This is a genomic window from Sutcliffiella sp. NPDC057660, assembly GCF_042800035.1.
Classification (GTDB): Bacteria; Bacillota; Bacilli; order Bacillales; family Bacillaceae_I; genus Sutcliffiella_A.
Genome location: NZ_JBHVHV010000010.1, coordinates 173334 through 194229 on the forward strand (window position 1 = coordinate 173334; position 20896 = coordinate 194229).

At 43.7% G+C, this 20896-nt stretch carries 19 protein-coding genes and 1 other annotated feature; of the genes, 3 read left to right on the forward strand and 16 right to left on the reverse strand.

Annotation, left to right across the window (positions count from 1 at the left end):
• Window positions 1-5 precede the first annotated feature (5 nt).
• The 9 genes from ACFVAD_RS13395 to zapA all read right to left on the reverse strand — a co-directional run bounded on the left by ACFVAD_RS13395 (window position 6) and on the right by zapA (window position 10028).
• Window positions 6-779 (reverse strand): electron transfer flavoprotein subunit beta/FixA family protein, encoded by a 774-nt coding sequence (locus ACFVAD_RS13395; protein WP_386640734.1) that lies wholly within the window; start codon window positions 777-779, stop codon window positions 6-8.
• Between the two features lie 65 nt (window positions 780-844).
• Complete coding sequence (locus ACFVAD_RS13400; protein WP_386640737.1) at window positions 845-1618, reverse strand: enoyl-CoA hydratase; 774 nt, start codon at window positions 1616-1618, stop codon at window positions 845-847.
• Window positions 1619-1652: 34 nt separating this feature from the next.
• The gene (locus ACFVAD_RS13405; RefSeq protein ID WP_386640739.1) at window positions 1653-2243 is read right to left on the reverse strand and encodes a fatty acid metabolism transcriptional regulator FadR; all 591 of its coding nucleotides are present in this window, start codon (window positions 2241-2243) and stop codon (window positions 1653-1655) included.
• A gap of 347 nt (window positions 2244-2590) precedes the next feature.
• Window positions 2591-4279 carry a long-chain-fatty-acid--CoA ligase gene (locus ACFVAD_RS13410; RefSeq protein ID WP_386640742.1) on the reverse strand — a complete coding sequence of 563 codons (1689 nt, stop codon included), beginning with the start codon at window positions 4277-4279 and terminating at the stop codon, window positions 2591-2593.
• Window positions 4280-4547: 268 nt separating this feature from the next.
• Window positions 4548-4955 carry a DUF350 domain-containing protein gene (locus tag ACFVAD_RS13415; RefSeq protein ID WP_386640744.1) on the reverse strand — a complete coding sequence of 136 codons (408 nt, stop codon included), beginning with the start codon at window positions 4953-4955 and terminating at the stop codon, window positions 4548-4550.
• A gap of 15 nt (window positions 4956-4970) precedes the next feature.
• Window positions 4971-7328, reverse strand: coding sequence for an endonuclease MutS2 (locus tag ACFVAD_RS13420; RefSeq protein WP_386640747.1), 2358 nt, complete (start codon window positions 7326-7328; stop codon window positions 4971-4973).
• A gap of 28 nt (window positions 7329-7356) precedes the next feature.
• The gene (polX, locus tag ACFVAD_RS13425; protein ID WP_386640750.1) at window positions 7357-9087 is read right to left on the reverse strand and encodes a DNA polymerase/3'-5' exonuclease PolX; all 1731 of its coding nucleotides are present in this window, start codon (window positions 9085-9087) and stop codon (window positions 7357-7359) included.
• A gap of 120 nt (window positions 9088-9207) precedes the next feature.
• Entirely contained in the window at window positions 9208-9753 is a 546-nt protein-coding gene (locus ACFVAD_RS13430; RefSeq protein WP_386640753.1) for a CvpA family protein, read from the reverse strand.
• Between the two features lie 5 nt (window positions 9754-9758).
• On the reverse strand, window positions 9759-10028 hold the full coding sequence (gene zapA, locus ACFVAD_RS13435) for a cell division protein ZapA (RefSeq protein WP_204416237.1): 270 nt from the start codon (window positions 10026-10028) through the stop codon (window positions 9759-9761).
• A 105-nt stretch (window positions 10029-10133) separates the two neighbouring features.
• Between zapA and rnhC the strand changes: the two genes are divergently transcribed.
• Window positions 10134-11084, forward strand: a complete 951-nt coding sequence (gene rnhC, locus ACFVAD_RS13440; protein ID WP_386640756.1) for a ribonuclease HIII — start codon at window positions 10134-10136, stop codon at window positions 11082-11084.
• Between the two features lie 671 nt (window positions 11085-11755).
• Here rnhC and pheT read toward each other — a convergent pair.
• From pheT to ACFVAD_RS13455, 3 genes are all read right to left on the reverse strand, one after another.
• On the reverse strand, window positions 11756-14170 hold the full coding sequence (pheT, locus tag ACFVAD_RS13445; RefSeq protein ID WP_386640759.1) for a phenylalanine--tRNA ligase subunit beta: 2415 nt from the start codon (window positions 14168-14170) through the stop codon (window positions 11756-11758).
• A gap of 14 nt (window positions 14171-14184) precedes the next feature.
• Complete coding sequence (gene pheS / locus ACFVAD_RS13450; RefSeq protein ID WP_386640762.1) at window positions 14185-15219, reverse strand: phenylalanine--tRNA ligase subunit alpha; 1035 nt, start codon at window positions 15217-15219, stop codon at window positions 14185-14187.
• Window positions 15220-15269: 50 nt separating this feature from the next.
• Window positions 15270-15506, reverse strand: a binding site (T-box leader).
• Between the two features lie 209 nt (window positions 15507-15715).
• The gene (locus ACFVAD_RS13455) at window positions 15716-16519 is read right to left on the reverse strand and encodes a TrmH family RNA methyltransferase (RefSeq protein ID WP_386640764.1); all 804 of its coding nucleotides are present in this window, start codon (window positions 16517-16519) and stop codon (window positions 15716-15718) included.
• Between the two features lie 72 nt (window positions 16520-16591).
• Between ACFVAD_RS13455 and sspI the strand changes: the two genes are divergently transcribed.
• Entirely contained in the window at window positions 16592-16798 is a 207-nt protein-coding gene (gene sspI, locus ACFVAD_RS13460) for a small acid-soluble spore protein SspI (RefSeq protein ID WP_152445403.1), read from the forward strand.
• Window positions 16799-16855: 57 nt separating this feature from the next.
• On the opposite strand, the gene ACFVAD_RS13465 is transcribed toward sspI, so the two are convergent.
• From ACFVAD_RS13465 to ACFVAD_RS13475, 3 genes are all read right to left on the reverse strand, one after another.
• Window positions 16856-17890 (reverse strand): NERD domain-containing protein, encoded by a 1035-nt coding sequence (locus ACFVAD_RS13465; RefSeq protein WP_386640768.1) that lies wholly within the window; start codon window positions 17888-17890, stop codon window positions 16856-16858.
• A gap of 224 nt (window positions 17891-18114) precedes the next feature.
• A complete protein-coding gene (locus tag ACFVAD_RS13470; protein ID WP_386640771.1) occupies window positions 18115-19200 on the reverse strand; it encodes a M42 family metallopeptidase in 1086 nt (361 codons plus the stop codon).
• 67 nt (window positions 19201-19267) lie between these two features.
• Window positions 19268-19756 carry a dUTP diphosphatase gene (locus tag ACFVAD_RS13475; RefSeq protein WP_386640774.1) on the reverse strand — a complete coding sequence of 163 codons (489 nt, stop codon included), beginning with the start codon at window positions 19754-19756 and terminating at the stop codon, window positions 19268-19270.
• Between the two features lie 112 nt (window positions 19757-19868).
• Between ACFVAD_RS13475 and ACFVAD_RS13480 the strand changes: the two genes are divergently transcribed.
• Window positions 19869-20258: a sigma-w pathway protein ysdB gene (locus ACFVAD_RS13480; protein ID WP_386640776.1), complete on the forward strand. Its 390-nt coding sequence runs from the start codon at window positions 19869-19871 to the stop codon at window positions 20256-20258.
• 45 nt (window positions 20259-20303) lie between these two features.
• Here the strand turns inward: ACFVAD_RS13480 and ACFVAD_RS13485 are convergent, their stop codons facing one another.
• Window positions 20304-20891 carry a TVP38/TMEM64 family protein gene (locus ACFVAD_RS13485; protein WP_386640778.1) on the reverse strand — a complete coding sequence of 196 codons (588 nt, stop codon included), beginning with the start codon at window positions 20889-20891 and terminating at the stop codon, window positions 20304-20306.
• Between the last annotated feature and the right edge of the window lie 5 nt (window positions 20892-20896).

A 20896-nucleotide genomic window follows, 5' to 3' on the forward strand; every position in this document is an offset into this window, starting at 1 on the left:
ATAGGTTAGATTACTTTCGCTTCATTTCTAAGTGCTGCCACAAGTTCTTTTACTTGCGCATCAAGCTCGCCCTGTAATACTCTACCCGCTTCTTTTTTAGGCGGCAGATAGATTTCCAATGTCTTTGTTTTTGCTTCCACATCATCTTCTTCAAGATCGAGATCATCCAGTTCCAGTTCCTCCAAAGGCTTTTTCTTGGCCTTCATGATACCAGGCAATGATGGATAGCGCGGTTCATTCAACCCTTGCTGGGCTGTTACCAATAATGGAAGAGATGTCTCGATTACTTCGGAATCCCCTTCAACGTCACGAGTGATGGTTACTTTTTGTCCTTCGATTTCAAGCTTCGTGATCGTTGTTACGTAAGGGATGTCAAGCAGTTCTGCAACACGAGGTGCCACTTGTCCGGATCCGCCGTCGATTGCCACGTTTCCACCAAGGATCAGATCTGCATCCTTGTCTTTTAGGTATTCCGCCAAGATTTTTGCTGTTGTGAACTGGTCACCGTTTTGAATATCATCCTCTGTATTGATCAGCACCGCTTTGTCGGCACCCATTGCCAATGCCGTACGAAGTTCTTTTTCCGCTTCGTCGGTACCAACAGTGACAACAGTGATTTCACCGCCATGAGCGTCTCTTACTTGAATGGCTTCTTCGACTGCATATTCATCGTAAGGGTTGATGATAAATTCCGCCCCGTCCTCATTTATTCCACCATTTGACACCGTCAGTCTCTCTTCCGTATCAAACGTTCTTTTAAGTAGCACATAAATATTCATCACAGTACCTCCTGTTTAAACATTAGTTTTATTAGTAATATTCTGTTTTTTATAGATAGAAAAAATTACTTCCCTTTGAATTCGGGAGCTCTTTTTTCTATAAACGCCTGGATGCCTTCTTTTCCATCTTCTGATGTAAATACTTTTCCAAACAGCTCTGCTTCCCTTTTTACGCCGTCATGATATTCCTGCGTTTTGGAGTAGCGTGACAATTCAATGACAGAAGCCACAGAAATCGGTCCTTTTTTGGCGATTTTCTTTGCCATTTTGAATGCTTCACCCATTAAAGACTCTTCTTCAAATGCATGATTCGCAAGTCCCCATGAGACTGCTTCTTCCCCTGTCAAAGGATCACTTGTAAATAGCATTTCAAAAGCTTTGGCAGAACCTACTAATCTAGGTAAACGCTGTGTTCCTGCAAAGCCAGGGATAAGCCCCAATTGAAGCTCAGGCAGACCTAGCTTGGCTGTTTTGGTTACAAGACGGATATGGCAGCCCATCGCAAGCTCAAGCCCTCCGCCGAGAGCAGCCCCATGAATGGCAGCTATTATCGGTTTAGGGAAGGTTTCCATTTTTTCGAAAAGGTCCTGGCCGAATTTAGCGAGCCTCGCAAACTCTTCACCAGTTTCGATAGTGGTGAATTCCTTGATATCCGCTCCCGCCGAGAAAAATCTGCCTTCCCCATGAAGAAGCACTACACGAACTTCCTCCTGATTTTTCAACCCGTCGAGAACAATTGAGAGCTCTTTCAAAACTGCGGACGATAAAGCATTTGCCGGCGCCTTATTAATGGTAATGAGGGCAACCTCATCCTCCACATTCACTTGTAGAAAATTCATGTCCCATTCCTCCTTATGTATAAACCGGAGCCACTTAAGGTGTGACTCCAAACCCTTTGATCAACAAGTCATGTACTCGCGGTGCAATGGCTGTCAGGTCATACTTCTGATCATTCATCACCCAGGTGGTGATGGTCTCATCAATTGTACCGAACACCATCTGCCTTGCCAGTCGCACATCCAGATCCTCCCTGAACTCACCGGTTTCTTTCCCGACAGTCAGAACTTCATCCACTACCATTAGATACCCTTTTAGCACTTCATTAATCTTCAAGCGGAGCTCTTTATTCGATTGCCTTAGTTCCAACTGGGTGACGATGGCCAGGTGATGGTCGGCTGCAAGCATGGAAAAATGTTTTTGTATCAATGTTAATAGTTTCTCTTTGGATGTCGATTTTCCTGCAATTTCTTGACGAATCTTTTCGACGAAGAGCCCCATTTTTTCCTGAAAGAGCGAAATAAGGATGTCTTCTTTATTTTTAAAATATAAATAGATGGTTCCGTCCGCTACTCCTGCCTGTTTCGCGATTTTGGAAACTTGTGCATGATGGTAGCCGTTCTCTGCCATAACAATGACTGCGGCATCTATTATTTGTTTGTATTTAGGCTTTTGTTGTTGTTTCAACCTGTTCTCTCCTTTTGCAAAATGAATGAATAATCATTCATAATTTTATAATACTTTACACGAAAAGAACTGTCAATTACTATCTTATCATATTATTCTGAGAATGAGAGATAAAAAGTTGTTTGGTCCATTGAACACCGCAGTTGATTTCCGCACTAGGCTGCGCTTTCCGCGGGGCGTTTGTTGAGCCTCCTCGGCTTCGCCTGTGGGGTCTCAACTAAACGCAACACCCGCCGGAGTCTTCGCCTATTTCTCCAATCAACAGCTAGATTCTTAAAAATCATCATTGGTCTATAAAATATATAAAAAGAAAAAGACGATGCTCACACCATCTTTTTCTTTTGATTTTATTTTGCGATCTTTTGTTTTTCCTCTTCAATTAGCGCTCTTCTTAATATTTTACCGACCGCTGTTTTTGGCAGTTCGTCCCTGAATTCATATAGTCTTGGAACCTTGTAGGCGGCGAGATGCTTTCTTGCATAGGCATCCAGCTCCTCCTCAGTTAGAACAGCGCCTTGCTTTTTGACAACATATGCTTTTACCGTCTCCCCTCTATATGGGTCGGGTATCCCTGCAACAATCACTTCCTGGATTTTCTCATGCTCATAAAGCACTTCCTCAATCTCGCGAGGATAGATATTGAAGCCCCCTGCAATGATCATGTCCTTTTTGCGGTCCACCACATAGAAGAAACCTCGATCATCCATATAGCCCAAGTCGCCGGTCAAAAGCCAGCCATCCTTCAGCACCGCTTCCGTTTCTTCCTTGCGGTTCCAATATCCCTTCATTATTTGGGGACCTCTTACTACGATTTCCCCGATTTCGTTTACAGGAGCCTCTTCACCGGTTTCCATGGAAATGATTTTGGAATCAGTGTTGGGCCATGGAATACCTACGCTTCCCGATACTCTTTCATCCCATAAAAAGTTTGCATGGGTGACAGGGGATGCTTCTGAGAGGCCGTAGCCTTCTACAAGCTTACCGCCGGTTACCCGTTCAAACTGTTCCTGAACCTCCACAGGGAGTGCGGCAGATCCGCTGATGCAGGAATCAATGGAAGACAGGTCGTATTTTTGGATATCAGGATGATTCAAGAGTGCAATATAGATGGTTGGAGCTCCCGGGAATAGGGTCGGCTTCTCTTTTTGGATCGTTTTCAATGTTGTCTCTGGATCGAATTTCGGCAAAAGCACCATTTCAAATGCCTGCATGATGGAAAGATTCATGACAGCCGTCATTCCATATACGTGAAAGAATGGCAAGATCCCGATTACCTTCTCCTGTGCCCTTTTACATTTATACATCCACTTCACACTCATCATCGTGTTGGAAACCAGGTTCATGTGAGTCAGCATGACACCTTTCGGAAAACCTGTCGTCCCTCCGGTATATTGAAGCAAGGCAAGATCATTCTGCGGGTCAATATCCACATTAATCTCATTAACCTGGGATTCCTTCATCACTTCTGTAAACAAGTGGTTTTCTCCACTATGCTCCACTTTCACGACGATGCCATATTGTTTTTTCTGGACAAAAGGGTAGAGCATATTTTTCGGAAACGGCAGATAATCCTTTATTCCCGTAACGATGATATCCCTGAGTTTTGTCAGCGCTTTCACTTTAGATACTCTTGGATAGAGGATATCGAGTGTAATGATGATCTCTGAACCGGAATCATTTATCTGGTATTCGAGTTCCCTTTCCATGTATAGCGGATTGGTCTGCACCACAATCCCACCTGCAAAAAGCACGCCATAATAACTGATGACGGCTTGGGGACAGTTTGGCAGCATGATGGAGACGCGATCACCCTTTTTCACACCAAGATCTTTCAGGTAGTTTGCAAGTTTCAAAGATTGATCATACACCTCTTGGAAAGTGAGCTTTTTCCCAAGAAAATGTATGGCGGTTTTGGAAGGATGTTCAATTGCAGCTTCCTTTAGATAGGATTGAAGTGTTCTTTCTTCGAAGTTGATTTCATGAGGTATTTCACTTGGATAAAGCGAGAGCCATGGCTTATTAACTACTTGTTCCAATTCATTCCCTCCTTTTTCGGCCTGTACTATTACAATAGGCCCATGTCTTTTTGTTATAGTATATCAGTAATCCCATCAAAATTATAACATTTTTTTAATATTTTGATAAATTGCAGCGCATCCTTACCAAAAAAGAGTTTGACCAAAATTGATTTAGTCAAACTCCTGCTGTCTTATGCTAAAAAAAATAGATATACGATGCCGATCAATACAAACAATCCGCATAGTCCAATCAGTACTTTTGCTAAAGTTTCCATTCCATAACTCCTTACCCGATGCTTGCTCCAATGATAAATGACAGTCCTACAGATATGGCAAAGGAAATAAGTCCTACTGCCCGATTGTCCTTACTTATTTCATCGTCAATATTGAAGCTTGGTGTCAGAAACTCAAAAATGAAATAGGCAAAAAGTAAAAGGACGAAGCCAAGCGCCCCCCACCCTATCATTGTAAATAGCGTATCATGATCAAGGATGGAGTAGCGAAAGATATTGGCTATCCCCAAGATCTTTCCCCCAGTTGCCAATGCTACAGCCATATTGCCTTTTTTGATCTCTTCCATATTATGATATTTCGTCACCAGCTCAAAGATCGCCAGAAATAAAATCATGCAAAGAACCACGACACTGAAATTGGCTGCCGTTCTTACCAATTCATTCTCCCAGAAACTAGACATAGTTTGCTCCCCCTGTTATTTCAGTTCGACCACTGTCACTCCGGTTCCGCCTTCTGAAGCTTCTCCAAAGCGATAGTTTTTCACAGAGCGATGATTTTTCAAGTAATTTTGCACCCCAATGCGCAGCGCCCCGGTTCCTTTACCATGAATGATGGATACGCGATGATAACCAGCAAGTGTTGCATCATCAATGTATTTCTCCACACGCATCAATGCATCCTCAAAGCGTTCCCCACGCAGGTCCAGCTCAATGTTTACATGATAATCCTTGCCTTTTATCGCAGCTATTGGCCTTGTCTCGACAGGCTTAGGCCTGCTTACATACTGGAGGTCTTTTGTTTTCACTTTCATTTTCAGGATCCCGATCTGGACCTGCCATTCCTTATCATTTGTCTTTTCCACCAGATGGCCTTTCTGGTTCAGGCTCAATACTTTTACCTCGTCACCCGGCTCCAGGGTCTGATTGGTTGCTTCCTGCTTTTTGGTTGAGGTTGACTTCTTGACGGTTGGCACGGCTTCTTCCAAGCGTTTTTTGGCATCAATCAGTTCATGCTCTTTGACATTGGCATGCTGCTCGATTCTCATTTTCCGGAGCTCCCTGATGACCTTTTCCGCTTCTTCTTTTGCATCTTCCACCATTTTTTCCGCTTTTAGTGCCGCTTTTTCCATAAGCTTATCGCGCTCTTCATTCAGCTCCTGCATCTGAACTCGTAAGTCCTCATGCAGTTTTTGGGAGGTCTTTCTGATTTGCTCGGCTTCTTTCCACTCTTCTTCCGCCCTCTTTTGGGAAGCTTCCAAGGAGGCGATCATGTTTTCCACTTTGTTGCTATCTTCGCTCACAAAGCCTTTGGCGCGTTCTATCACATCCATGGATAATCCAAGGCGCTTCGAAATTTCGAATGCATTGCTTCGGCCAGGAACCCCGATCAATAGACGATAGGTCGGGCTTAGTGTATTGACGTCAAATTCCACACTCGCATTTACTACGCCATCCCTGTTATATCCGTACGCCTTCAATTCCGGGTAATGGGTTGTCGCAATAACACAGGCACCTCGGCTGTATACTTCATCCAAAATGGAGATGGCAAGGGCCGCTCCCTCTTGAGGGTCTGTTCCCGCTCCCAGCTCATCGAAGAGCACAAGGCTGTTATGGTCCACCTTTTTCAAGATATCCACGATATTTACCATATGAGAGGAGAAGGTACTCAAGCTCTGTTCAATCGACTGTTCATCCCCGATATCTGCATACACGGCCGAGAAGACGCCGACTTCCGAGCCGTCCTGTGCTGGAATATGCAATCCGGCCTGTGCCATGATCGTCAATAGTCCCAATGTCTTCAATGTAACAGTTTTTCCTCCCGTGTTCGGACCGGTGATGACAATGGATGTATAGTCTTTCCCTAATTCTATTGTATTCGGGACCACTTCATCCGGAGAAATCAACGGATGGCGTGCCTGGACAAGTCTCACATACTTCTCATCATTGATTGCAGGCTTGGTCCCTTTCACATGCTTGCCGTATTTCGCCTTAGCAAACATAAAGTCAATATCCGCCAGTATCATGACATTGGCCAACAACTCTCTTGCGACTTCTGCCACCTCTTGTGACAGTTCAGCGAGAATGCGGTCGATTTCAAGCTTCTCTTTTACTTTGGCTTCTTGTAGGACATTGTTCAGATCGACCACCTGCTGCGGCTCGATAAATAGTGTCGCACCGGATGAGGATTGGTCATGGACAATCCCTCCGTAAGCCCCTCTATATTCCTGTTTGACAGGGATGACATAGCGCTCGTTACGGATCGTGATGATTGCATCGGAAAGCATTTTTTGTGCATTGGAGGATCTGATCATGCTTTCGAGCTTTTCACGAACCCTCGATTCCGTCGAACGCAGCTGCTGGCGGATCCCGCGCAGCTTGTCACTTGCTCCATCCAATACTTCCCCGTACTCATCAATACAGTTTTTAATATTTCTTTCGAGCTCAGGATAGATGTTCAACTGCTCCATGTAATTTTTCATGATCGGAACATCAATTTCATCATCGAGCAGGGCTTCTACATAACGATCAAGCTTCCTTGCTGCGTAGATTGTTCCTGCAACATCCAATAGTTCGTGCGTGTTTAACGTACCGCCGATTTCCGCTCGCTTCACATGCGCACGGATGTCGGTAATTCCTCCAAGAGGCACCTCCCCTTTTAACCTGAGGATCATGGCAGCTTCGTCGGTCTCTGCCTGTCTTTCCACAACTTCCGCATATTCGGTGGAAGGCAGAAGCTGTGCCACCTTTTCTTTTCCTAATGAGGAAGCTGTAAAGGAAGCCAATTTATCTTTTACTTTATTAAATTCCAAAACCTTTAGTACTCTCTGTTGCACGTGACCATAACTCCCTTCTCTGCTTGCCTTACCTATGATGACGTGATAAGAATCTCTTCAGCTCATCTTCCGTCCAGGTGTTGATGACATTTTCTTTTCTGATCCAGCCTTTTCTGGCAGTTGCAACTCCCGTTTCCATATGTTCAAGCATATCGATGCTATGGGCATCCGTATTGATTACAAGCTTTACCCCTGCATCCTGTGCCATTCTTACATATTTGCTTGCCAGGTCCAATCTGTGCGGATTGGCATTGAGCTCAAGCGCCGTATCCGTATCCTTCGCCAATTGAATCAGCATCTCCATATCCACATCATAGCCTTCCCTTTTACCTATCAGTCTTCCTGTCGGGTGGGCGATGATGTCCACATGGTTGTTTTCCAATGCCGCTTTCAAACGCTCCATGATCACTTCTCTCTTTTGCGAGAAGCTGGAGTGGATGGAGGCGATGACTAGGTCCATCTCTTCAAGCAATCTATCATCATAATCCAAGGAACCATCCGGTAGAATATCCATTTCCACCCCTGATAGTACCGTAATATCATCATATTTTTCATTGAGCTTCCGTATCTCTTCCTTTTGCTGACGCAGCCTTTCCGCGGTCAGCCCGTTTGCCACCTTCAAGTACTGGGAATGATCAGTGATGGCAATGTATTTATATCCTTTGGCACGGCATGCTTCAATCATTTCTTCGAGCGTATAGGCGCCATCGCTCCATGTCGTATGCATATGCAGGTCGCCCTGAATGTCTTTCAAGGAAACAACCGGAATTTCTCCATTACTGATTGCATAATCCACTTCTGTTCCATCTTCCCTGACTTCCGGAGGGATAAAAGGAAGATCGAAATGCTTGAAAAATTCTTCTTCCGTTTCGAAATGGGTGACTTCACCCGTTTCCACATTCTCCACGCCGTACTCGCTTATTTTCTCACCTCGGTCCTTAGCAAGCTGGCGCATGCGTACATTATGATCCTTGGATCCTGTAAAATGGTGCAGTGTCGTCGGAAAGCTGATGGGCACTACCATTCGGAAATCGACGGAAACATCATAGTTGTATTCAAGCACAATTGAAACCTTCGTATCCCCGTTTGAGATAATCTCCTTCACCCTGTCCATTTTTACAAGCTGCTCGCGGACCTCTGCAGGATTCGTGGTAGAGATGATAAAATCAAGATCTTTTATCGTTTCTCTGTATCTTCTTAAGCTTCCCGCTCTTGAATAGGCTTCTATTCCGGTAACTTTCGAAAGGTGTCTTTCTATTTCCTCTGCAATCTCCGTCATAAAGGAAATTGGCAGGCGATCCGGTCTTTTCCCGACTTCTTCTATGGCAGCAAGTATCTTCTCTTCCGTTTTCTTTCCAAAGCCTGCAAGAGCCTGAACCTTCCCGGACTCACATGCTTCTTTCAATGTCACAATATCCACTACGTTTAATTCCTGATAAAGTTTCGCTATTTTCTTTCCGCCAAGACCCGGCAGATTCAATAATGGAACCAACCCTTCTGGAACCTGCTCCTGCAATTCGTCCAATACTGATGATTTCCCTGTCTCCAGTACCTCTTGTATGACGGATGCAGTCCCTTTTCCAATGCCGTTTATCTTCGTAAAATCATCGATCTGACCTAGGCTTCTTTCATCGTTTTCAAGTGCCAGCGCCGCTTTCCTGAAGGCTGATACTTTAAAACCGTTTTCACCTTTCAATTCCATATATATCGCAATGGTCTCCAACCATTTGACAATCTGCTTCTTGTTCACTCGTATCACCCTACCCCAGAATAATAGTCCTCTAAATAAAATCATACAAATAATTGACGCAAAAGTACAATTGAAAAACCGGAAAGACACCATAACAAAAGAAAAACCCCTCAACAAAGAAGAGGAGTTTTAATTTCCGGCCATATACCCTGTCCATAAATCCTTCAGCTTTTCAGAAAAAACAGGCGTGTTTTCGACGATTCCTTTCGCCATGGAGGAATCGCTGATCGAGCTTTGGACAATTTCCACTGGCACCAATGCACCTATGTAAAGAAAAATAAACACAATCAAGTAGATTTCCACAAAACCAAGTACAGCGCCAGCCCAGCTATTCAGCTGCTTCAGAATTGGCAGATGGGAAAGAAAATCAAACATCGAGCCTATAATCTGTGCGGCTATCCTTGTGCCAAAAAATAGCATGGCAAAAGCTATGGCACGATAATAAGCGGTATCCAAGCTGATTGTTTCAAAAAACATCGTCGCCGACTCCGGATCGCCAAAGCTTGGCATCGGAATCCAAAGCTTCAGTTTTGGAGCAAGATCGGCATAGAACATATATGCTACGACAAACGCTGCGATAAAACCGGACAAATGTACGATCTGCATGATGAAACCACGGCGTATGCCTATAATTAACCCCATTATAAACAAGAAGATAATGATTAAATCCAACATTCCATTCAGCCCTTTTTCTTCATTTCATTTTCAAGTGTATCGTATGCATCTTTTAATTTGATATAATCATGTACAACATTGACTGCTGTAAGCACAGCCAGTTTGCTGATATCCAGATTTGAATTTTTCCCATTGATTTCTCTCATTTTTTCATCGACAATGGAAGCAACAAGTCGTATGTGACTTATACTTTCCGTACCAACAATAGAATATTGCTGTCCATATATGTCGACGGTCGTGCGAGTTTTCTGCTCTGACAACGTGTATGCCCCCATTCATAAAATCCTAATCTTAATAATACCATGAAAGATTGGAAGTTGGAAAGCATACCTGTTAGTTTCCATAGAAAAATGTAAAATTTTGTAGTAGGAGTGAAAGATTTGTCATATCAAGTCATACAAGTGCCAACAAGTGTTCTTATAAAACTGAAAGAGTTCTATCATCCACACCAGATCCAGAAGCTTCCATCCGGTGCCGTGTTCGCAGCAAAATCGCCTCAGTGCATGATTACAGCCTATAAATCAGGTAAAGTTTTATTCCAGGGAAAAAGTGCAGATGAAGAAGCGGCGATCTGGAGAGAGTTCGGGGGGACACCTGCAACTGCGGTGAAGACTACTGCTAGTAAGCCACAGTCTCCCGCAACCAAAAGTGGAGCTGGTCTGCCCCCTGGTTTTGCGTCCTTATCGGTCATCGGATCAGATGAGGTGGGAACAGGAGATTATTTCGGTCCCATTACGGTGTGTGCCGCCTATGTAAGAAAAGACCAAATGGCGAAGCTGACCGATTTTGGAGTAAAGGATTCAAAATCCCTTACTGACGAGAAGATTGTGCAGATTGCAAAGAATATTCTGCCGCACATTTCATACAGCCTGCTTGTTCTGCATAATGAAAAATACAACAAGCTTCAGCAGAGTGGCATGACACAAGGGAAAATCAAAGCGATATTGCATAACAAGGCACTGGAAAACGTGCTTGGCAAAATTGCTCCGGAAAAGCCGGACGCCATCCTGATCGACCAGTTTGCTGAAGCTGGCGTGTACTACAGGCATGTGGCAAAAGAAAAGACTATCATCAAAGAGAATGTCTACTTTTCCACCAAAGCGGAAGGCCTTCATCTCTCGGTGGCAGCAGCATCCATTATTGCACGATATTCTTTTCTGAAAGAGATGGACAAAATCAGTGAGATTGCAGGTGTAACCATCCCTAAAGGTGCCGGGGCAAAAGTGGATGAGGTCGCTGCGCAAGTGATCCGTACTCACGGTGAATCGATATTGAACCAAATAGCCAAGGTGCATTTCGCCAATACGCAGAAAGCCAGAAAATTGGTTTGATGCCATTGCATCTGTTTACAGCCTTTGAGGTTGTGCTATAATCAATTTATACACATATTCGAAGAAGCCAAAGTGTTGGACGCACTTTGACCCTTAACAGTATAACTCCCGCAGAAGCACGGCTACTGTGGAGTCGAACGTACTAATAACTCACCCGACTGCCTAACAGCGAATCAGTAGTCACGGGTGGGTTATTTTTTTGTCATTTCCTTTATCAGCACAATTACTAGATTCACAAATGCAAAGAGGAATAGTCCTGAGGTCAAAAATAGCTGCATCTCACTCATACGGTCACCCCCGTTCTCCACAGGGACTTCACCGCACCACCCGTTCCTATTATACTGTCTCCTCTATTATAACATTCTATCAGAAAAACAGAACACTTGTTCTTATAAATCGTACGTTTTACCTATTTTTTATTTTAGATGGGAGCTGTGACCAGGCTGGGATTGCATAAAGAATGCCTAATTGAGGAGGGGGAGGTTTCTATCGAACTTTTTTGGGATTCTATCGAACTTTTTTGAGGGGCTATCGGACTTTTTCGGGATTCTATTGAACTTTTTTGCCGGTCTATCGAACTTTTTTTAGATTCTATCGAACTTTTTTCAAATCTATACAAAAATGAGCGACTAACCCATCAGAGGGGTCGCCGCTCACATCAGATCCAATTATCAGCTTCTCAATACAGCGTCAAATTTCTCTTCCACTGCTTTTAGAACTTTTGTATGGACTTTTGTTACTTCTTCATCTGTCAGCGTGTGCTCTGGGTGGTAGTAGCGCAGCGCGAATGCGACCGATTTTTTGGAAGCGTCAATTTTATCGCCTTCGTATACGTCGAACACCTGGACGTCCGTGAGTAGTGTTCCGCCAGTTTCCTTGATCACCGCTTCCAGCTCGCCTGCTGGCGTACTGCGGTCCACTACAAGTGCGATGTCACGACCGATGGACGGGAATCTAGGGATGGCTTCGTATTTGATTTCTTCCACATTAGCACCAAAGAGGTCTGTTAATGAAAGCTCGAACACGTATGTTTCAGGCAGATCCAATTCATTTAATTTTTCCGGATGAAGCTGGCCGATGAAACCGACACTTTCTCCATTTAAAAGAATTTCAGCTGTACGGCCAGGATGCAAGCCGTCTTTTTCTGCACGGGTATAAGAAATTTCTTCACTTACACCAAGCAAGGCGAACATACCTTCCAGGATTCCTTTTACCACAAAGAAGTCAACTGCCTTTTTCTCGCCCTGCCAAGGATGCTGTTCCCATAATCCTGTCAATGCTCCAGCCAGACGCTCTTTTTCAGCAGGAAGAATAGCATCATCGGATCCAATGAAAACTGAACCTACTTCATAGACTGCATTTGCAGGCAAGGAACGAGCGATATTATGCTGCAGCGCCTCCAATAGATGTGGAACAAGACTTAAACGCAAGGTGCTTCTCTCTTCACTCATCGGCATCGCCAAACGGATTGCTTTTCCATCTTCAAGCACGAATTGTTTCGCACGCTCTTCACTGGTCAAGGAATAGGTGATGTTCTGGATCAGACCGGCACCTTCCAGGTAGCGGCGAACCTTACGGCGTTTCGCTTGATAAGGTGTCAATACTCCAGGTGTCGCTGCACTTACCGGCAGGGTTGTCGGGATATTATCGTAGCCGTAAAGACGAGCCACTTCTTCCACAAGGTCCTCTTCGATAGTGATGTCCCCGCGACGCGTAGGTACCGTTACAGTAAAGCTTCCGTTGTCTTCTTTCACTTCGAATTGAAGTCTAGTGAAGATATCCTTCACTTCCGCTGCCGTTACGCTTGTGCCAAGAACGGAATTGATTTTTTCCACAGTAGTCACCACCACTGCAGGCTCCGCTTTTAATGTGTTCACTTCAACAGATCCACTTACCACTTCTCCGCCGGCATACTCCGCCATCAATGCAACCGCCCTTTCAGCCGCTTCACGTGTGCGGTTCGGATCGATTCCTTTTTCAAAGCGTGCACTTGCTTCACTGCGCAGACCGTGGTCTTTGGATGCTTTACGGACAGTTACCCCGTTAAAGTATGCAGACTCGAGCAGGATTGTTGTAGTGTCTGATTGAACCTCTGAATTTGCTCCGCCCATCACACCTGCAAGGGCGATCGGTTCTGTGCCATTTGTGATAACCAGGTGATCTTCGGTTAATGTGCGTTCTGCATCGTCAAGCGTGATGATTTTTTCTTCTTTGTTCGCACGGCGCACAAGAACTTCCTTGCTGCCAAGACGATCATAATCGAAGGCATGCAACGGCTGACCGTATTCCAGTAAAATATAGTTCGTGATGTCGACAACATTGTTATGTGGACGTATTCCAGCTGCCATCAATCTTCCTTGCATCCAAAGTGGCGCAGGGCCGATTTTCACGTTCTTCACGATTTTTGCTACATATAATGGGTTGTCTTCTGCTGCATCCACTTTAACTGAGATGTAGTCGGAAGCCTGTTCGTTGTTCGCTTCGTAGCCTGTTTCCGGCCATTTCACTTCTCTTCCAAGAATTGCGCCAACTTCATAGGCCACTCCAAGCATGCTCAAAGCGTCCGAACGGTTTGGCGTCAAGCCAAGCTCCATCACTTTGTCGTTACGGTTCAAGTATGCGAGTGCATCCGTCCCGACTTCCACGTCTTCTGGGAAAACGAAAATACCTTCTGCAAACTCCTTGGCTACAAGCTTGGAACCGATGCCAAGCTCCTGCAAGGAACAGATCATTCCGTTTGACTCTTCGCCGCGCAGTTTCGCACGCTTTATTTTAAAATTCCCTGGAAGGACAGCACCAACTTTCGCAACAGCAACCTTCTGGCCTTTATCGACGTTTCGTGCACCACAGATAATCTGTACCGGCTCTTCGTCTCCAACGTCCACAAGACATTTGTTCAGCTTATCGGCATTCGGGTGCTGCTCTTTTTCAAGGACATGACCGACTACAACACCTTGGATGCCATCATTCAAAAGCTCCACGCCTTCCACTTCAATACCGCTTCTTGTAATCTTTTCCGCCAGGTCCTCTGCGGAAATATCATCTATATTTACGTAATCTTTTAACCAATTGTAAGATACTAACATGGTTTTCCCTCCTCTTAAACTCGATTGAATTGCTTCACGAAACGCTGATCGTTCGTGTAGAAATGGCGGATGTCATCAATGCCGTAACGCAACATTGCAATACGCTCCGGCCCCATTCCAAAAGCAAATCCCTGATATTTTTTCGGGTCATAGCCGGACATCTCGAGTACACGGGGATGAACCATACCTGCACCTAAAATCTCGATCCAGCCTGTGCCTTTACACATGCCACAGCCTTTTCCGCCACATTTCGCACATGTCACATCAATCTCAACAGATGGCTCAGTGAATGGGAAGAAGCTTGGGCGCAGACGGATTTCTCGGTCTTCCCCGAACATCTTCTTCGCAAAGGTTTCAAGCGTACCTTTTAAGTCACTCATGCTGATATTCTCATCAATGACAAGCCCCTCGATTTGCGTGAACTGATGGGAGTGGGTCGCATCGTCATCATCACGGCGATACACTTTACCAGGACAGATGATCTTGATTGGCCCTTTTTCCTTGTTCGCTTCCATTGTTCTTGCCTGTACAGGTGAAGTTTGTGTACGCAATAATACTTCATCCGTAATATAGAAGGAATCCTGCATATCACGTGCCGGGTGATCCTTCGGCAGGTTCAATGCTTCGAAATTGTAGTAGTCCGTTTCCACTTCCGGACCTTCTGTGATCGTGTATCCCATCCCAAGGAACAGGTCTTCAATTTCTTCGATTACCTTCGTTAAAGGATGTGGGTTTCCTGTCGGTGCAGGACGTCCTGGTAATGTTACGTCGATAGTTTCGGATGCAAGCTTTTTCGCTACCTCCGCCTTTTCCATTTCCATCTGTTTTTCTTCGATTTTAGAAGCAACAGCTTCACGGACAACATTTGCTAGTGCCCCCATTTTCGGACGCTCTTCGGCAGAAAGCTTACCCATTCCTTTTAAAATTTCCGTGATTGGCCCTTTTTTTCCAAGGTACGCAACACGCACTTCATTCAACTGCTTAAGATCCTGTGCTTGACTTACCTGCTCTAACGCAAGTGCTTCGAGTTCCTTTAAACGCTCTTCCACATCTATTCCTCCTTGATTCATTTTTTGACAAATAAAAAACTCGCCCCTCAAAAAGGGACGAGATATTCGCGGTACCACCCTAGTTAACAAAGAAATAATGCTCTTTGTTCGCTCCATTCCAGATAACGGCTATCTAACCGGAACACCTTTACAGCATGGTTGCTGGTCCAAGTGCCAACTCAGGAGGTGAAATTTCACTTAGCCTTCCTTAAAAATGCTTGCAGTCTACGGCATTTTTTCCCTGAAAAGGTCGGGTGTAAGCTACTTTCCTCTGTCATTGCTTTGTTCTTTATTAGGATATTCAAAAAGTCCGGTAAAAATAGCTTCGAATTTCTTCGTCAGCTTGCCTCTCCGCTCCGCAACATTACAAATCATACGCTGCGGTGCTCGAGACTTCGCTTCCTCGAAATTCTTTGCTCTTTTTATCCTCCTTTTTGAACATGCATTTTATGTAACTATTTTTATATTATATTGAAAACAGTTGCCGGATGCAACTCTATCCTCGTAAATAATACATTAATATTCCTGCTGCGACAGCGACATTCAACGATTCGCTCTGACCATGGATCGGAATGTAGAGATTTTGATCGGTCTGCTTCAAGTGCTCCACTGCCATGCCTTTTCCCTCGTTACCGAGGATAAGTGCAAAAGATTCTGATGGCGCAACTTCATCGTAAGGAATAGCATTTTGAAGAGATGTTCCGTAAACAGGTATCCCTTGTTCCTTTGCTTTTTGAATCCATTCTTGCAGATTTCCTCTTAAAATCGGCAAGTGAAAAAGGGACCCTTGGGTGGATCGGATGACCTTGGAGCTGTAAAGATCTGCACAACCCTCTCCCAGGATGACCATATCCAAGCCTGCGGCATCAGCCGTTCTTATCATTGTTCCCACATTTCCCGGATCTTGTACATTATCGAGGAAAAGTAGCCGTTGATTCGGCTTGATGGCTGTTTCATCACTTTTGGATATCCGGCAGATGGCGGCGATCCCCTGCGGCGTCTCCGTTTCACTGAGTTCCTTTAGCACGTTAGGAACAGCATAAATGAGTTCCACGTTGTTCAGGTTCCAGTGAGAGGGAATAGGGCGGTCTTCCGCTACAATGATTTCTTCAATGAGACCTTCTATTTTCAAGGCTTCCTCGATCAGATGAAATCCTTCGATCAGGAACATTCCTGACTGTTCCCGTTCTTTCTTTTTATGCAGCTTCTTCCACTGCTTCACTTTATTATTTTTTACCGATTCAATATGCTTCAACGTCGTAATTCTCCTTTTAGTGCTCGATACTGCTATTATACGCATTTTTTATACATATTTAAAGCCGTGAACAGACAAGCTAGGGATGATACTATTTTTCCCTACGAGGTGATAAGGATGAATTTGAATTTACGTCATGCTATTCGTCAGAATGTGGAAGGCAATTCCCAAGACCAACTGAGAGATACGATCCTAGATGCCATTAATAAAGGCGAGGAAAAAATGCTTCCAGGTTTAGGCGTATTGTTTGAGGTAATTTGGGAAAATTCCTCCGAGCAGGAAAAATCAGAAATGCTCTCTACACTTGAGGACGGATTGAAATAGTATTAGGTTGGGGCAGCTCCTTTATGGGGCTGTTTTGTTTTTAACTTTCAGAAAACCTTATGAAGAACTTGTATCAAATATGGAATCCTTACTTAAATAGTAGACTCTGTTCTTGGTAGAACCTGTGTAGGAAAGGCCTAAAGAGGAAAGGAGTTTGGACGCGACTGATCTTGATTCAATTTGGAGAAAATCCTTAAACTGCTGATATGAAATTGTAGGCTGTAAAAGAAGCAAATAATCATGGAGGGCAATTAAATGGGCATCTTGAAAGAAACAGCGGCATTTTTCACAGATCCATTTCCCTTTTCTTTTCAAAGGAAGATAAGAACAATTTGGACAGTGTATCCCCTTCAAAATTTCCTCTTTTTTTATTCCATATCGCGCAAGAATATCTACTTCTTCTGGCTCATTTTTCTTTTTTATTAATCTGGTAAGTTTAGCTAAATCCTTTTCAGTAAGGGACTGGTGCCGATGGATTTTCTCCAGCAAATCTATCTTGGTAGCTAAATAATAGCTGTGAATTATTTTTTTACTGTCTCTAAATCGGTTATCCGCTTTAATGATAGTTTGAGGATTCGTAAATACAATGAAGCTTTCAATAGGAATGGAAGGAAATTTATTTACCTTTAACCATTGATTTAAAAGGTTTTCCTGTCTGCGAACTTGTACTAAAGGATTGTAGAAACCTTCTTCCTTTCCGTTTATTGTTCTGATAAATTGGTCAAAGTTGCTTTCAAAATGTATGGTACCTGCGATATTTTTAACTTCTAAAATTAATATAAAGTTTGTAGAAACTAACATAAAATCAATTTGAAAAATGAACTCATTAACCTTAAGCCTAACATTGTGAAGGATACGAAATTGTTTTTGATCCAAGCCTGACAAATGGAAGTTTAAAGATACTTCCCCTTTATGCCCTGCTGTCCTTTTTGCAAGATCTTCAATTATAATCGATCTTTTTGGATGAAATTCACGTATTCTTCTTAATAAAGCTTCCATTTGCAGCAATACTATAGGTTTATCAATGGGAATAATAATAGTTAAAGACCTCCTGATTTTATTTATACATTTAATTTTACCAGTATTTAGCATAATTCTTCATATATTTTTTTGATTAATCCAATAATAACAATTTTGGATCTGAGAACCTTTGTTTCAGATCCGCAGAGCCTATATTTAATCCAAATTTCCACTTAATTAATCCAAAAACATCATTTTTAAATCCTATCCAAAAATTCAATATTTTACCTTAACTAAATCAAAAAAAGAAAACCCATCGCCCAACCGAGCGACAGGTTCCCAATCATCAAAAATCATCAATCAAAAGTCAATCTCTCAACCGTCTCGCTATCCAGACGCTTGATCACTTCCGCAATCAGCTTCACTGCGTTCTCGTAATCATCACGATGTAGCATTGCTGCGTGGGAGTGGATGTAACGGGTAGCAATCGTTATGGACAAGGATGGAACACCCTGTGCAGTCATGTGGATCGCACCTGAGTCCGTACCGCCTCCTGCAACGGAATCGAACTGATATGGAATGTTCAGTTCATCTGCTACGCCTGTTACAAAGTCACGCAAGCCTTTGTGGGAGATCATGCTTGCATCATAAAGGATGATTTGCGGACCTTTGCCCATTTTGCTTAGTGCTTCTTTTTCGGTTACGCCTGGAGTGTCCCCAGCGATTCCAACGTCAACACCGAAGCCGATGTCAGGTTGAATCAGGTTAGCGGATGTTTTCGCACCGCGAAGTCCCACTTCCTCTTGCACCGTTCCTACACCGTAAACCACGTTTGGATGGTCTGCATCTTTCAAATGCTTCAATACATCAATAGCGATGGCACAGCCAATACGGTTATCCCATGCTTTTGCAAGAAGCATTTTTTCGTTGTTCATAACGGTGAATTCGAAGTATGGAACCACCTGGTCGCCAGGACGAACGCCCCATTCCTGTGCTTCTTCACGGCTGGATGCACCGATATCGATGAACATGTCCTTGATGTCAACCGGTTTCTTGCGCGCTTCTGGAGGCAGGATGTGTGGCGGCTTGGAACCGATGACACCTGTTACGTCACCTTTGCTCGTTACTATTGTGACACGCTGTGCCAGCATTACCTGGGACCACCAGCCACCAACTGTTTGGAAGCGCAGGAAACCGCGGTCATCAATGTTTGTTACCATGAAGCCGACTTCATCCAAGTGGCCGGCTACCATTACTTTCGGTCCGTCCGCTTTCCCGATTTTCTTCGCGATCAAGCTTCCCAATCCGTCTGTCATGACTTCATCTGCAAAAGGAGTTATGTATTTTCTCATTACATCGCGTGGTTCTTTTTCATTGCCTGGAATACCCTTTGCATCTGTTAAATCTTTTAGCATGGTCAATGTTTCATCTAATTTAGCCATTTATTTCGACCCCCTTAATTTCTCTCAAAGAATATTATACAGAAAACTCTTACTTATGTAAAAAACATTAGTATCCCTGCTGCTGCCTCTTATGATTCACTAGATTCTTCTCCATATACGCCTCTTCTACTTCTTTCCATGAAAAGCCCAGCATCTCCCCAAGCTCCACGTAGGTTGCAAATAGCACCTGAAACGGTTCCTCCTGCTTTTCGACCCGGAACAAGCTTATCAGATCGTAGAGTATTAAAAATTGATCTGTCAGCGATTCTGTTCTGGTCCCCACTTCACGTGGAATATCCTCCTTGTAGCCTAACGTCAATCCAACGGAAAGGAGAAAGTGAACCCCATCCACATATTCCTCGAGTATGACATTTCGTTCAGAAGCAGGCTTGACGCTCCAGAACTTGAAGCATCTTGTTTCGTTGGCCAGTTCCCCCAATTCAACAAGGAGCGCCAAGATCTTTTGGTCGACGAGATCTCTATTGTTCAGTCCGTGCTGTTCTTCTATTTTTGCATCAAGTTCCTTCTGCATCGTGTAAAGCTCTTTTAGTCCCATATGTACCGCCCTTATAAATATTTTTTAAATTAAAATGAAACCTTCTGCTCCACTAACCCGTATAAAAGGTATTTTATAATAAATTTTATGTTTTTGCGAAGGAGAAGCGAATATGTTTTTTATTATTCTCATCAGATTGGCATTGCTTGCACTCATTATTTTTATTATTTATTCGATTTTCAAGTATTTGCTCAATCCGAAACGGAAACTGGAGCTTGCACATGAGCAGAAGAACTTTTACCTGCTAGATCAGAAAAACAATGTACGCAAGAATTTCCTGCTTACCTATAAAGGAGTCATGTTTGAGGGCGAAAAGTATTTAGGGACAACCGAGAAATCATTTGAGGTCATTTCGATTTTCATCTGGCCGAAAAATCCGGAGAAGCTGGAGGGTTTGAAGAAGCAGGATTTTTCTTTCATTCAAAAGGAAGTCCGAAAGCAGTACCCGGACGCTATCATTGATTGGAAAAGTCCGATAAAAGAGTTTTTGAAGGAAAATTAAAAAGAGAGGATAGCATGGCTGCCCGGTCGAAATCGGCATCCTAGGCTATCCTCTTTTGTATTGCTTTTCTTTTTGAAAAAATTGCTCCCATTTCATTACTACTACCTTCTGTCTCATGATTAATAGCATCACTGTAAGGATTATCATTACACCAACCATGGCAGTTGGAGAGAACTCAGTGATGAATTGACCAAAAACAGTATAGATGATGGCAAGCGGGATATTGGTAAGTAGAGACGCTCTGGCATATTTTGAAAATGTCTTGGTAGTTTCAATCAGACAAAGGGAGAGAAGATGGAAATGGATGAAGGGGATGAGGCGCAGAACGGTGATTTGCCCTACTGAAAGGTTTCCTCTGTTGCCGAACCATCGTTCCTTCATGGCAAGGACCTTTCCAAATACCCTTGGCATCTGGTGGTAAAGAAAATAGAAGAAAAGACTGGAGAGCGTCAACCCCACTATGGAGTAGATGCTGCCGATCAAGCCTCCAAATAGGGCTCCGCCTGCAATACAGATAATGACTACCGGAATGAAAAGGACTTGTCTTACTATATGAAAGATAATAAAACCGAGAGAAGCCAGCCACCAATGAGTTTCAATGATGACAAATAATACGTTCAACTTTTCATCCATAAGGC

What these genes read in the sequence shown, in the direction of transcription:
- ACFVAD_RS13395 (WP_386640734.1), bottom strand. Translation starts at nt 779, where the DNA reads ATGAATATTTATGTGCTACTTAAAAGAACGTTTGATACGGAAGAGAGA.
- ACFVAD_RS13400 (WP_386640737.1), bottom strand. Translation starts at nt 1,618, where the DNA reads ATGAATTTTCTACAAGTGAATGTGGAGGATGAGGTTGCCCTCATTACC.
- ACFVAD_RS13415 (WP_386640744.1), bottom strand. Translation starts at nt 4,955, where the DNA reads ATGTCTAGTTTCTGGGAGAATGAATTGGTAAGAACGGCAGCCAATTTC.
- ACFVAD_RS13430 (WP_386640753.1), bottom strand. Translation starts at nt 9,753, where the DNA reads ATGTTGGATTTAATCATTATCTTCTTGTTTATAATGGGGTTAATTATA.
- zapA (WP_204416237.1), bottom strand. Translation starts at nt 10,028, where the DNA reads ATGGGGGCATACACGTTGTCAGAGCAGAAAACTCGCACGACCGTCGAC.
- pheT (WP_386640759.1), bottom strand. Translation starts at nt 14,170, where the DNA reads ATGTTAGTATCTTACAATTGGTTAAAAGATTACGTAAATATAGATGAT.
- ACFVAD_RS13455 (WP_386640764.1), bottom strand. Translation starts at nt 16,519, where the DNA reads ATGCGTATAATAGCAGTATCGAGCACTAAAAGGAGAATTACGACGTTG.
- sspI (WP_152445403.1), top strand. Translation starts at nt 16,592, where the DNA reads ATGAATTTGAATTTACGTCATGCTATTCGTCAGAATGTGGAAGGCAAT.
- ACFVAD_RS13465 (WP_386640768.1), bottom strand. Translation starts at nt 17,890, where the DNA reads ATGCTAAATACTGGTAAAATTAAATGTATAAATAAAATCAGGAGGTCT.
- ACFVAD_RS13470 (WP_386640771.1), bottom strand. Translation starts at nt 19,200, where the DNA reads ATGGCTAAATTAGATGAAACATTGACCATGCTAAAAGATTTAACAGAT.
- ACFVAD_RS13475 (WP_386640774.1), bottom strand. Translation starts at nt 19,756, where the DNA reads ATGGGACTAAAAGAGCTTTACACGATGCAGAAGGAACTTGATGCAAAA.
- ACFVAD_RS13480 (WP_386640776.1), top strand. Translation starts at nt 19,869, where the DNA reads ATGTTTTTTATTATTCTCATCAGATTGGCATTGCTTGCACTCATTATT.
- ACFVAD_RS13485 (WP_386640778.1), bottom strand. Translation starts at nt 20,891, where the DNA reads ATGGATGAAAAGTTGAACGTATTATTTGTCATCATTGAAACTCATTGG.